Source organism: Hyphomonadaceae bacterium ML37 (assembly GCA_027627685.1).
In the GTDB taxonomy this organism is placed as follows: domain Bacteria; phylum Pseudomonadota; class Alphaproteobacteria; order Caulobacterales; family Maricaulaceae; genus Oceanicaulis.
The window spans coordinates 1,405,898-1,417,835 of record CP091241.1 but is presented as its reverse complement, the minus strand read 5'-3'; the positions used below and the strand labels follow the sequence as shown (position 1 = coordinate 1,417,835).

At 69.0% G+C, this 11,938-nt stretch carries 12 protein-coding genes; all 12 read right to left on the bottom strand.

The genetic code is table 11. The features are described from left to right. Positions 1 to 25: 25 nt before the first annotated feature. Positions 26 to 697: a response regulator transcription factor gene (locus tag L2D01_06985; GenBank protein WBQ11520.1), complete on the bottom strand. Its 672-nt coding sequence runs from the start codon at positions 695 to 697 to the stop codon at positions 26 to 28. Between the two features lie 59 nt (positions 698 to 756). After that, positions 757 to 2,238: a Do family serine endopeptidase gene (locus tag L2D01_06980; GenBank protein ID WBQ11519.1), complete on the bottom strand. Its 1,482-nt coding sequence runs from the start codon at positions 2,236 to 2,238 to the stop codon at positions 757 to 759. A 120-nt stretch (positions 2,239 to 2,358) separates the two neighbouring features. Continuing rightward, a complete protein-coding gene (locus tag L2D01_06975) occupies positions 2,359 to 3,567 on the bottom strand; it encodes an alpha/beta fold hydrolase (GenBank protein WBQ11518.1) in 1,209 nt (402 codons plus the stop codon). A 69-nt stretch (positions 3,568 to 3,636) separates the two neighbouring features. Further along, entirely contained in the window at positions 3,637 to 4,008 is a 372-nt protein-coding gene (locus L2D01_06970; protein ID WBQ11517.1) for a cytochrome c-type biogenesis protein CcmH, read from the bottom strand. After that, positions 4,005 to 5,990 (bottom strand): heme lyase CcmF/NrfE family subunit, encoded by a 1,986-nt coding sequence (locus L2D01_06965; protein WBQ11516.1) that lies wholly within the window; start codon positions 5,988 to 5,990, stop codon positions 4,005 to 4,007. The genes L2D01_06970 and L2D01_06965 overlap by 4 nt, the downstream gene beginning before the upstream one ends. Next, complete coding sequence (ccmE, locus tag L2D01_06960; GenBank protein ID WBQ11515.1) at positions 5,987 to 6,469, bottom strand: cytochrome c maturation protein CcmE; 483 nt, start codon at positions 6,467 to 6,469, stop codon at positions 5,987 to 5,989. Before ccmE ends, L2D01_06965 begins: the two co-directional genes overlap by 4 nt. Further along, on the bottom strand, positions 6,466 to 7,407 hold the full coding sequence (locus L2D01_06955; GenBank protein ID WBQ11514.1) for a hypothetical protein: 942 nt from the start codon (positions 7,405 to 7,407) through the stop codon (positions 6,466 to 6,468). The genes ccmE and L2D01_06955 overlap by 4 nt, the downstream gene beginning before the upstream one ends. Beyond that, complete coding sequence (locus L2D01_06950; protein ID WBQ11513.1) at positions 7,404 to 8,048, bottom strand: class I SAM-dependent methyltransferase; 645 nt, start codon at positions 8,046 to 8,048, stop codon at positions 7,404 to 7,406. Before L2D01_06950 ends, L2D01_06955 begins: the two co-directional genes overlap by 4 nt. Before the next feature lie 41 nt (positions 8,049 to 8,089). Next, complete coding sequence (locus L2D01_06945) at positions 8,090 to 9,421, bottom strand: hypothetical protein (GenBank protein WBQ11512.1); 1,332 nt, start codon at positions 9,419 to 9,421, stop codon at positions 8,090 to 8,092. A gap of 56 nt (positions 9,422 to 9,477) precedes the next feature. After that, a complete protein-coding gene (locus tag L2D01_06940; GenBank protein WBQ11511.1) occupies positions 9,478 to 10,896 on the bottom strand; it encodes an ATP-binding protein in 1,419 nt (472 codons plus the stop codon). Further along, complete coding sequence (locus L2D01_06935) at positions 10,893 to 11,582, bottom strand: response regulator transcription factor (protein ID WBQ11510.1); 690 nt, start codon at positions 11,580 to 11,582, stop codon at positions 10,893 to 10,895. Before L2D01_06935 ends, L2D01_06940 begins: the two co-directional genes overlap by 4 nt. A 19-nt stretch (positions 11,583 to 11,601) precedes the next feature. Beyond that, entirely contained in the window at positions 11,602 to 11,901 is a 300-nt protein-coding gene (locus L2D01_06930; protein WBQ11509.1) for a PepSY domain-containing protein, read from the bottom strand. Positions 11,902 to 11,938 lie beyond the last annotated feature (37 nt).

The following is an 11,938-nucleotide window of genomic DNA, read 5'->3' as shown; positions in this document are numbered from 1 at the left end:
GGTCTGGGGGCCGGTCAGGGCTGTCTCACGGCTGGAGACGATAGCCTGCCCCGCGCACCGTGTGCAGCATCGCCGTGCCATAGGGCTTGTCGATCTTGGCGCGCAGGCGCGAGATGTGCACGTCGATCACATTGGTCTGGGGGTCGAAATGATAATCCCAGACCTTTTCCAGCAGCATGGTGCGGGTGACCACCTGTCCGGCGTTGCGCATGAGGAATTCCAAGAGGCGGAATTCGCGCGGCTGCAACAAGATCGCCTCGCCGCCCCGCTTCACGGTGCGCGCCAGCAGATCCATTTCCAGATCGCCGACTTCCAGGCGGGTTTTCACCGCGTCGGGATTGCGCCGGCGGGCCAGCGCGTCGACGCGCGCGATCAGCTCGGACGGGGCGTAGGGCTTGACCAGATAATCATCGCCGCCGGCTTTCAGGCCCTCGACCCGGTCATCGACCTCGCCCAGCGCCGACAGGATCAGCACCGGGGTCTTGTCGCCCTCTTCGCGCAGGGCCGAGATCATGGAGAGACCGTCGCGCCGGGGCATCATCCGGTCGACGATAAGCACGTCGAACGTGCCTTCGCGCGCCAGCGCCAGCCCGTCCTCGCCATCATGGGCGGCGTCAGCGACGTGCCCGCACTCGCGCAACATTTTCGCGATATTGCGCGCGACCTCCCGGTCATCTTCAACAATCAGAACCCGCATGGCGGTCTCACATCCCGTGTTAATGCGCCAGCGCGCCCTGACGGGCCGGCGCGGCGGCCCTAGTCCATCGCGTCCAGATCCAGCGCGGCGTAGCGCTGCTGACCGCCCTGCATGGCGACGAACACCAGAAGCGCGGCGCGTCCCCGCGAGCGGGCCTCTTCAGCCGCGGCGCGGAAATCGGCGACGGTGCGCACATCGCGCCCGCCCGCTTCCAGGATCGCATCGCCCGGGCGCAGGCCCTTGCGGGCCGCTTCGGAATCCGCATCCAGATCGGCGACCAGAAGGCCGCGCTGACCCAGCTCCAGCCGGGCGCGGTCCTGTTCGGACGGCGTTTCCAGCGTCATGCCGAAGAAGCGCGGCGCGTCTTCGGGCTGTTCAGGCTGGGCCGGCGTCACGGGACCGCCCGCATCGGCGGGACGCTCGGCCAGACGCACGCGCAATGTGCGCTCGCGGCCGTCACGCAGCACGCCCAGCGTGATCTGCGCGCCTGGTGCAAACGCGCCCACGCGCTGGGTCAGGACGCGTGCGCCCGACACGGCTGCGCCATTGATGGTGGTGACGATGTCGCCGTTCTGCAGCCCGCCTTCTGCGGCCGGGGTTCCGGCCAGCACCTGATTGATCAGCACGCCTTCGAGATCCTCATCGAGGCCCATGGCGTCGCGCAGATCATCGGTGAGGTCAGCCGGCGAGATGCCCAGATAGCCCCGGCGCACTTCGCCGCCCTCGATCAGCTGTTCGATGATGGAGGCGGCGACGTCGGAGGGAATGGCGAAGCCGATGCCCACATTGCCGCCCGTGGGCGAGATGATGGCGGAGTTCACGCCGACCACGCGCCCGTTGAGATCAAAGGCCGGGCCGCCCGAATTGCCGCGATTGATCGGCGCGTCGATCTGCAAAAAGTCGATATAGGCCTGGGCCGGGCTCATCTCGCGTCCGATCGCCGAGACGATACCGGCGGTCGCCGTGCCGCCCAGACCGAAGGGATTGCCCACCGCCACAACCCAGTCGCCGACGCGCACCTCCAGCTCACGCGCCAGCTCAACATGCTGGAAGGGGCGCGAGCCCGGCTCGACGCGCAAGAGCGCCAGATCGGTCAGCTCGTCGCGCCCGACCACTTCGGCGTCGAAGCTGCGGCCGTCGCTCAGGGAGACGCGGATGGAATCGGCGCCTGCGATGACGTGGTTATTGGTGACCAGCAGGCCATCGCCGCTGATAAAGAAGCCTGACCCTTGCGAGCGGCGCGGACGCGGCGCCGCCTGCTGGCCCGGCATGCCGCCAAAGCGCTCGAAGAACTCACGCAGCTGCGGCGGCATTTCGCTCAGGTCCGGCATTTCTTCGCGGCTCACCGCACCTTCGGCCTCGATGGAGACCACGGCCGGGCTGACCCGCTCGATCAGGTCGGCAAAGCTCATGGGCGCGCCATTGGGCGCCGCATAGGTCTGGGCGTGGGCCGGAGCGGCGGTCAGGGAAAGGCCGGGCATGGCGGCGGTCAGGGCGAGACCGGCGGCGGCGGAGACGAGCAAGCGCTGGGTAAAGGTCATTCGGTTGGCGATCCTGTCACTGAGGGCGCGCGGGCGGACCTGCGCGCCGTGTCGGTCATCTAGGCATGATGGAATATGGGTCACCATATTGTTACGGCAACATTACGAATGGGCAATTCGTCAGCTGTATTCCGCCGCCTCGGTTTCGATATGGCTGGTGCGCTCCAGCGTGCGGTGCACCGGGCATTTGCCCGCGATTTCCACCAGCTTGTCGGTCAGATCGCCCGCCCCGCCGTCCACAGAGATGACGCGCCTGAACAGATCGCGCGGCGCGCCCGAGGCGTCTTCCCCGCGCTCATGGCTGACCACAGTGCGGATACGGCCCAGATCATGGCCCTTGCGCTGGGCGTACATGCGCAGCGTCATGGTGGTGCAGGCCGCCAGCGAGGCGCACAGCAGCTGAAACGGATGCGGGCCGCCCTCGAGCCCGCCCATGGCCTCCGGCTCGTCCACGATGAAGGCGTGGGGGCCTGTCGCCGCCCAGCTGTGATAGCCGCCAAGTCCGGTCTCCTCCACCAGCGCTGTCGGCCCCTTGCCCTGCGGCGCCCGGGGCGGCTCGGGCCAAGCGCCCTGCCCTGCATAGCGCAGCGCCCACGCCGCGATGACATCGGCGGCGTGGTGGGCGTCGGCCTCTTTTGAAAGCAGGTGGTCGGCGTGATCGAGGCTGAGGAAGGTCTTGGGATGCCTGGCCGCCAGGAACAGGCGGGTGGCGTTGTCGATGCTCACCGTCTCATCCACCGGCGAATGAGCGATCAGCAAGGCGGCCTTCAGGCCCGCGACGATGCCGTCGAGCTTGTGACCTTCTATATCGTCCAGAAACTGCTGGCGAATCCGGAACGGGCGCCCGGCGAGCGTCACTTCCGCCTCGCCCTCGCGCTCGATCTCGGCGACATGGTCCATGAACTGCTTGCGCACATGAGCGGCGTCAGCGGGCGCGCCGATGGTGGCGACCGCCTTCACGTCGGCCAGGCGCGCCGCCGCCGCGATCACCGCCGCCCCGCCCAGGGAATGTCCGATAAGCAGGCCGGGCGCACCATGCTCTTTCGCCAGCCATTCGGCCGCCTTCACCAGATCGTCGATATTGGAGCTGAAATTGGTGTTGGCGAAATCGCCCTCGGACTGGCCGAGCCCGGTGAAATCAAACCGCAAAACCGCAATGCCGTGACGCGTCAGACGCCTGGAAATGCGCTGGGCGGCGTGAATGTCCTTGGAGCACGAGAAGCAATGGGCGAACAGCGCCCAGGCGCGCGGCGGCCCGGCGGGCCGCTCCAGACGCGCCGCCAGCGTCTCGCCGAGCGCGCCTTCAAAAGTGACCTTGTCCGTGCGCATGCATTGTTTCCCGAGCCGCTACCCCTCAAGGGTGGGGGTGGCGAGGCGCCGGGGCAAGCCCGGCTATGGTCACGGACGCGTGCGGGGCTTGCGCATGGCCGTGAAGAACAGTGCCCCGCCCAGCAAGAGCAGGATCAGCGGCGCAATCCAGAGCGGCGCGGTGCGCGAATCGAATGTGGGGCGCATGAGCACTTCATGACCGAAGCGCTCCACCATCGCCTGACGCAGGTCAGCGTCGGTCTGCCCCACCGCGACCTGTTCGCGGATGAAGCGGCGCATGTCCTGGGCCATGGGCGCGTTGGAATCCATCACCGACTCGCCCGCGCACACCATGCAGCGGACCTCGCGCATCAGCGCCTGGGCCCGCGCCTCCTCTTCGGGCGGCAATCCGCCGGGCGCGGCCTGCAGCGCCAGGGCGAGCATGAGCGCCTTGACGATCATGCCCCCGCCTCCGCCGCGTCCACGGGCGCAGCCGCCGCTGAGGGCTCAGGCGTCTCCCGGCGCACACGCGCCGGAGCGCCGGACATCAGCCGTCCGCTCAGCGCCAGCCCGCCGCCGCTCACCACCAGAAAGGCGCCAAAGCCCAGCATCCAGACCAGCGGGTGATAGGCGGCGCGCAGCTCATAGACCATCGCGCCGTCCTCGCGCAGGCGGGCCTCGCCCACCGACACATAGAGATCGCCGCGCCAGTCGGACCGCAGCCCGACCTCGCGGGTGGTCTGGTCGGCGGCGGGGTAGAAGCGCCGCTCCGGGCTGACGGTGTAGCGGCCATCCACGCGGATGGTGGCGCGGTCGGCCATGTAATTGCGGCCATCGGCCCGGCGCACGCCTTCCAGCGTCAGGGTGCGGCCGGCAATCGACAGGCTTTCGCCCGGCGCCAGCGAGCGATGCAGGTCCGCCGGACGCGAGGCGTCAGCGGCGGCGCCCAGGGCGATAAACCCGACCCCGGCATGGGCCAGCGCCCGGCCCGCTACAGACAGGCGCGCGGCGCGCGCCTTGGCCGCTTTCCAGTGCACGCCCACATCCATGGCTGCGCCGCACAGCGCCCAGGCGCCCACCCCGCCTGCGACCACGGCCAGAACCGGCGCGCCGAACGCGATGAAGGCGATGATTACGCCCGCCACCGGTACCAGCAGCAGGGCGGCACGCATCTGCTTCAGGCCCGGCTTCGCGCCGCCATTGGCCCAGGGCATGAACGCCGCCATCGGCATCAGGGCTGCGGCCATAATGAGCAGGGGCGTGGCCGAGGCGTTGAAGTATGGCGGGCCGACGGAGATCATCGGCCAGCCCATGAGGTCGACAAACAGTGGGTATAGCGTGCCGATCAGCACCACGCCGGCCGTCACCGCAAGCAGGAGATTATTCACGCCGATGAAGGCTTCGCGGCTGGTGGGTTCAAAACCGTCCCCCTCGCCCAGAGAGCCTGCGCGCAGGGCGAACAGCGCGAATCCGGCCACGGCGGAGATGCCCAGCATGCCCAGAATCCAGGCGCCGCGTTCGGGATCGAGGGCAAAGGCGTGCACCGAGGTGAGCACGCCGGAGCGCACCAGGAAGGCGCCCAGAATGGATAGAATGTAGGCGATGAGTGCTAGGAAGACCGTCCAGCCGGGGAACGCGCCGCGCTTTTCCGTGGCGATGGCCGAATGGACCAGCGCAGCGCCCAGCAGCCAGGGCATGAAGCTGGCGTTCTCCACCGGGTCCCAGAACCACCAGCCGCCCCAGCCGAGCTCGTAATACGCCCACCAGGCGCCCAAGGCGATGCCCCCGGTGAGGCTGACCCAGGCGCCCAGCGCCCAGGGGCGCAGCGCGCTGGCGAGCTCACGCCCGCCCGATTTCTGCATCAGTCCGGCGGCGGCAATCGCGAACGCCGCCGACAGCCCGACATAGCCCACATAGAGCATGGGCGGATGGATCGCGAGGAGCGGGTCCTGGAGGATAGGGTTCAGGTCCGCGCCCTGGATCGGCGCCGGCAAAACCCGCTCAAACGGGTTGGACGCAAAGGCCAGGAAGGCGAAGAACAGGGACGACAACAGGCCCTGAAAGCTCACCGAACGCGCGCGCAGGGCCGGATCCTTCGGGCCAATGCGCGCCAGTCCCAGTCCGAACAGAACCAGGATCCAGCACCACAAGAGCATCGAGCCTTCATGTCCGCCCCAGGCGCCGGAAATCTTGTACAGGAGCGGTTTGTCCACATGGGAGTTGGACGCGACATAGGCGATGGAGAAATCCGAGCGCACAAAGCTGATGATCAGGAGCAGGAAGGCGAGCCCCGCGGCGATCACCGCGATCTCGGCGGCCGCCGTGCCCGCCCGCGCCGCGCCCGAGCGTCCGCCCTGGTCGGCGCCGCGCCAGGCCAGCAGCGTCTGGGCCACGCACGCCAGAAACGCCAGCGCGATGAGGAAGCGGCCGATCTCTGCAATCATCGGCCGGTCTCCTGCGCGCTGTCGCCATAGCTGGACGCGGGCGCGTCTTCATCCTGCCAATATCCCGAATCGCGCAAGGCCCGCGCGACTTCGGGCGGCATATAGGTCTCGTCATGCTTGGCCAGCACGCTGGCGGCAGTAAAGCGGGCATCGTCGCCGAACACGCCCTCGGCGACAATCCCCTGCCCTTCGCGGAACAGGTCCGGCAGGGCTCCGGCGAACAGGATGCGGATCTCTGCATTGCCGTCGGTGACGGTGAAATTGGCGCCGCCCGAGGACGGGCGCTCCACCGATCCGGTCACCACCAGACCGCCCACGCGCACGCGCTGGCCGGGCTCGGGCGGATTTTCCGCCACCATGGTCGGCGAGTAGAAGAACACCATCGCATCGCGCATGGCCGTAAAGGCGAGTGTGGCGGCGAGGATGAGCACCGCGCCGGCGGCGGCGGTGATCCAGAGGCGTCTGCGGGCTTTGGTCACGCGTCGGTCTCCTCAAGTCCAAAAGCGGCGCCGAGCGCGCTGATCAGCGCGCGCGCGCCCGGGTCATCGGCGAAGGCGGCCCGGCCACGGGCCAGTGCACTGGCCGCAGCCTGCGGGTCTTCCTGCATCATGCGCGCGCGCGCCAGCGTCATCCAGCCCGACACATCCGCCGGTTCGGATTCAAGCCGGGTTTCGAGGCGGGCGATCATGCTCTCGATCATCGCCTCCACGTCCGGGCGTTCAGCGCCTTCGGTTAGGGCGCCCGGATCGGCGCCGCCCATAGAGGGGCGCGACAACAGATCGGCGGCGCGCGAGGCGATGGCGGCGCGGTACGGGTCGTCCTCGTCCAGCCGCGTGATGATCCCGCCCCAGTAGGACGCGGCTGTGGCGCGGTCATCGGCCTCATAGGCGGCGGCGCCCAGGAAGAAGGCCGGCTCGGGCATGGCGGGGTCATCGGCGTTGGCGGCGGTGAAGGCGCGCACGGCCTCGGGCGTCACATTGCCCTCATTGAGGGTCACGATGGTCTGGCCCAGATCATTGAACAGGCGCGCTTCGGGGCTGACGCGGATGGCTTGTTCAATATGAGCGATGGCTTCCAGCTCGCGCTCGGTCGCCGCCAGAAACCGGCCCAGCAGGCGGCGCGCCTCGATATCGCGCCCGTCGCGACGAACCGCGTCGCGCAGCCATTCTTCCTGCTCAACCGGGCTCAGGGTCTCGGGAGCTGAGGCGCGCAGCGCTTCCATGCGCGGCTGATAGGGCGCGCCCGGCGCCTCGGGCATGCCATTGACCCAGTAAGCGCCAAGCGCGCCCAGCGCCAGGAACGCCCCGGCGCCCACGCCGATCAGGCGCGCGGCGCCGGCTTCCTGCAGGAGGGGCCGGGCGAGCCAGATCGCCGCCGCAGCGCCGATGCCCATGCACACCAGGGTGAAGGCGATCATGTGGCGCTCCATTGATAGCTTACGAGCCGGTTATTCGCCGGCAATTCCTGACGGCTGACGCGCGCAAACCCGCAGCGCCCCGCCAGTGCGTCCACAGCGGCCAGTGCGCGCACGCCCCAGCCGGGATGACGCGCGCGCAGGCTCACATCAAACTCCAGATTGGACGGCGCGGTGGCCTCGCCTTCAAGGAAGGGGCCATAAAGGTGCAGCATCGCGCCGGGCTGAAGGATCGCGGACGCGCCCGCGAACAGGCCTTCGGCTGCCGCCCAGGGAGCGATATGGATCATGTTGGCGCAGAATACAGCATCGGCAATGAGCCCGCTTTGCCAGCCCTCTTGCGTCACGTCGAGATCGAGGGCCGGTCTGATCGCGCCGCCCGCTTCCACGGCCCACCCATCAATGCTGGCGCGCGAGTGCGGGTCGGGGTCGCTGGGCGTCCAGACCAGGTCGGGGCGCGCCTCGACGCAGGCCAGCGCATGCTCGCCCGTGCCGCTGGCGATTTCCAGAACGCGGGCGCCGTCGGGCAACAGGCCAGCCAAAGCCTGCGCAATGACGTCGCGATTGCGCGCCGCGCTGGGCGATGACAGGCGCGCGCCAGCGGCGCCGCGCGCTTCAAGAGCGGTAGGAAGCGATGAGTTCATAACCGACTAGATAGAGCGGACCGGCCCCGCTTTGAAGGAATTTACGCCGCCAGGGCTGCGGCGCCTCGGCGCAGGAGGACGGCGCCCGCCTCGCCCTGCCCCAGCGCCTGCATCAGCCCGGCGATCTGGTGCAGGCGCGCCGCGCCCGCCTCGCGATGGGATTCATCGGGGCTGCGCAGGGCGTCCAGCGCGCCCTGACCGGCATGTTCGAAGGCGTTGGCCAGTTCGGCGATGACTCCATTGTGCGCGCTGCCCACGGCGGCCCGGCCAGCGTCATCACGCGTCAGCGCCAGAAACATGCAGAGCGCCTGCGCCTGCTCCATATCCTCCTCGCGCGGCAGGGCGTAGCGGCGTCGTGTCTTGTCGGCTTCGGGCAGGACGCGGCCCACCGCGCGGCGCGAAGCGTCGTGAATGGCGGTCATCTGCTCGCTGGCGCGGGTGCGCAGATCCATGATGCGCTTGCCCCAGGGCCCGTCCTTGCGGATGCCGATCTCCCGGCTCATGCCCACGGTGATGGCGGCAAACGCGGTGAGCGCCGCAGCGGCGGCGCGCGCTTCGGTCTCGCTGCGCGGCGCAGCGCGGAAGCCCGCCAGATGGTGGGCGGCGTCGCGCAGCAGCACATCGCCGATCAGCGCCATGTCCGTGCGGCCCACCAGAAGATCATCATCGCGATGGGTCAGGCGTTCGAACACGCGCAATATCCGCCAGGGCCGGCTGAAGCGCGCCATGATCAGCAACAGCACCCACGGCCCGGCGTCCGGGTCCGCCGCGGCGGCGGCTTCGTAGCGGTCGCGGATCAGCACGCACTGGGCGTCATCGGGATCATGGATCACCGGGGCCAGTCCGTTCAGCGCCGTGCGCAGCACCGGCGCCAGGCGCAACATGGCGGCGATGTCGCGCGCTTCATCGAAGCGCTCCACACCCAGCCTTGTCTTCAGCCGCTTGAGCGCGCGCGGGTCCTGTTCGGCGTGCTTGAAGGCGTCGAGCATCAGGCGGGCAAACGCGGCGCGGTCGGGGTCGAGCTGTCCGGGCCTGTCAGGCGCCGCCGGGTCGAGGGCAGCGGCCCTTGCGCGCACGGCGATGTCCGGCGCCAGGTCCTCGCCCATCCAGGTCCACAGCGTGCGCAACAGGCCAACCGGCGCCGCCGATACGGCAGGACGATCCGACCCGGGCTCGCCGGACAGGGGCGCGATGGGCGCAAAGAAGCGCTCGCGCGCCAGGTCGTCGGGATCGAACAGGCAATTGCCCAGGAGCCGGCCCAGCGCCGGATCGGCCTGGGCCGCCATGTCGCACAGCCGCCGAGCCATGTCGCCAGGCAGGCTGGCGAGCAGGCCACGCAACTGATCCAATTTCGCCGGCGCCAGCGGCCCCATGCGACACTCCTGTCGATACAACTGAATACGTTTAGCCGCAGAAGGGTTAACAGGTCTTAACCCGCGCTTCCGGCCCCGCCGGGCAGGTCCAACCGGGCGCGCAAGCCGCCCAGTTGCGAGCGGTCCAGCGACAGCGTTCCGCCATAGGCGGCGGCCAGGTCGGTGACGATGGCCAGCCCCAGCCCGGTGCCCGGCGCCTGTTCATCGAGACGCACGCCGCGCGCCAGCGCCTGCTGGCGCTGGTCCTGCGTCAGGCCCGGCCCGTCATCCTCAACAATGATCTCAAGGCGGCCCGCGGGGGCAGGCGCCAGGGTGACGCGCACCTGCCGCTCCGCCCATTTGCAGGCATTGTCCATCAGATTGCCGGCCAGATCCTCAAGGTCCTGGCGCTCGCCGCGAAACACGGCGCCCGGCGCGGCGTCCCAATCAATCTGGACGCCCCGGCGCTCGTAAATGCGCCGCAGCGTGCGGCCCAGATCATTGATCACCGCGTCCGCGGGCGTGCGCGCCCCGATGGCGCGGGCGTTCGCCGCGGCGCGGGCGCGGCGCAGATGATGCTCGACCTGATCGGTCATGGCGCTCGTCTGGCGCGTCACGAGCTCGGCGAGCGGTCCGGACTGGCCGCGCGCCTCATTGCCCAGCACGGTCAGCGGCGTTTTGAGGGCGTGGGCAAGATTGCCCACATGGGTGCGCGCGCGTTCAACTACCTCACGCGAATGATCAAGAAGCCCGTTCAGTTCTTCGGCCAGAGGTTTGATTTCGCGCGGAAAACTCCCGCTGACCCATTCGGTCTGACCATCGCGTACGGCGGCCACGGCGGCGCCCATGCGCAGGATTGGCCCCAGCGCCCAGCGCACCAGCACCACCACGCCGGCCGCCAGCGCTGCCGCAAATCCCGCCAGCAGGCCGGCCGCCGCCATGGCGAAATCGCGCACGCGCCGGTCGGACGGGCGGCGGTCCTCGGCGGCGGCGAACACCACCGGGCCCTGGGCCTCGATCAGCACGGCGCGCACATGCAGGCGCAAGGGTTCAAGATTGGGTCCGCGGGTCTCGCCGATGATCGTGGCGCCCGGCTGGTCCAGCGCGGCGCGCACCAGCGGTCCGGCGGTGTCGAGGCGTTCATTGGCGAGCGAATCAGATCGCAGGACAGCCGGCTCCGCCTCGATGCCGGGCGTGAAGACCTGCCAGTAACGTCCTGACAGCGCTTGAAAATACCCCGGGTCAAGCGGGCGTTGGTCGAGCTCCAGCCCGCCCCCGGCGGCCGGCTCCACATGCGCCACCATGGAATCCACCACGCCGGCCAGCCGGTCGTCGAGATCGCGCAAGACGGTGGATTGAAACAGCAGAGTCAGCGCGCCCGCGCCGAACACGAGCAAAACCACCGCCCAGCCCAGGGCCGCCAGCACCAGCCGGCGCACCATGGAACCCTGTTCGATAAGGTCCGGTCGCCCGGTCTGGTCGTGTGTTTCGCTCACCCGGTCCTTGCGTCCATGCGGCCCGTGTCTGGATCGACCAGACGATAGCCCAGTCCGCGCACGGTTTCGATCCGGTCATTGCCGATTTTCTTGCGCAGCCGCCCGACAAACACCTCGATCGTATTGGAATCGCGGTCGAAATCCTGATCGTAGATATGCTCCACCAGCTCGGTGCGCGAGATGACGCGCTCCTTGTGGTGCATGAGATAGCTCAGGAGGCGGAATTCATGGCTGGTGAGTTTCACCAGCTGATCGCCCAGAAAGACCCGCGCGCCGCGCGTATCCAGCGTCAGCGTGCCGCTTTCCAGCATGGCGCTGGCGTGACCGGCGGCCCGGCGGGTCAGGGCGCGCAGGCGCGCCAGCAATTCTTCCGGGTGGAAGGGCTTGGTCAGGTAATCATCAGCGCCGGCGTCAAACCCGGCCACCTTCTCGCTCCAGCGGTCGCGGGCGGTCAGGATCAGGACGGGCGTGGTCACACCCGCCTTGCGCCAGCGCTCCAGCACGGACACGCCGTCCATCTTGGGCAGGCCGAGATCGAGCACGATGGCGTCATAGGGCTCGGTCTCGCCCAGATGCCATCCATCCTCGCCATCGGCGGCGGAATCCACTGCATATCCGGCATGCTGCAGCGTATCGGACAGCTGGCGGTTCAGATCGGCGTCGTCTTCCACGATGAGCGCGCGCATGGGCGTAGCTCCTTCCCTGTTAACCGATGACCCGGCCGGTGCGCGCGTCCACGCGCACGTCGCGGCGCTGACCCTCGCGGGTCACAATGCGGATGATGTAAAGCGGCTGCGCCCCGCTTTCGAAGCGGCCGGTGACGTATTGCGAGCCGGGATAGGCGCGCAGCGCCGCATCGATCGCCACACGCATCGGCACGACATCCGCCTGCGCGGACGTCTCATAGACGGCCGGCAGATCGGCGGCGCGCGCGGCTGCGCCCGGCAAAGAACCGGTCGCCGCGATCGCGGCCAGAGCGAGGAGAGAGACGAGGAGCGTTTTCATGCGGCCTGTTCTGACAAGTTGGGGCTGAACGCGCTGT

What these genes read in the sequence shown, in the direction of transcription:
- L2D01_06985 (WBQ11520.1), bottom strand. Translation starts at nt 697, where the DNA reads ATGCGGGTTCTGATTGTTGAAGATGACCGGGAGGTCGCGCGCAATATC.
- L2D01_06980 (WBQ11519.1), bottom strand. Translation starts at nt 2,238, where the DNA reads ATGACCTTTACCCAGCGCTTGCTCGTCTCCGCCGCCGCCGGTCTCGCC.
- L2D01_06975 (WBQ11518.1), bottom strand. Translation starts at nt 3,567, where the DNA reads ATGCGCACGGACAAGGTCACTTTTGAAGGCGCGCTCGGCGAGACGCTG.
- L2D01_06970 (WBQ11517.1), bottom strand. Translation starts at nt 4,008, where the DNA reads ATGATCGTCAAGGCGCTCATGCTCGCCCTGGCGCTGCAGGCCGCGCCC.
- L2D01_06965 (WBQ11516.1), bottom strand. Translation starts at nt 5,990, where the DNA reads ATGATTGCAGAGATCGGCCGCTTCCTCATCGCGCTGGCGTTTCTGGCG.
- L2D01_06955 (WBQ11514.1), bottom strand. Translation starts at nt 7,407, where the DNA reads ATGATCGCCTTCACCCTGGTGTGCATGGGCATCGGCGCTGCGGCGGCG.
- L2D01_06950 (WBQ11513.1), bottom strand. Translation starts at nt 8,048, where the DNA reads ATGAACTCATCGCTTCCTACCGCTCTTGAAGCGCGCGGCGCCGCTGGC.
- L2D01_06945 (WBQ11512.1), bottom strand. Translation starts at nt 9,421, where the DNA reads ATGGGGCCGCTGGCGCCGGCGAAATTGGATCAGTTGCGTGGCCTGCTC.
- L2D01_06935 (WBQ11510.1), bottom strand. Translation starts at nt 11,582, where the DNA reads ATGCGCGCGCTCATCGTGGAAGACGACGCCGATCTGAACCGCCAGCTG.
- L2D01_06930 (WBQ11509.1), bottom strand. Translation starts at nt 11,901, where the DNA reads ATGAAAACGCTCCTCGTCTCTCTCCTCGCTCTGGCCGCGATCGCGGCG.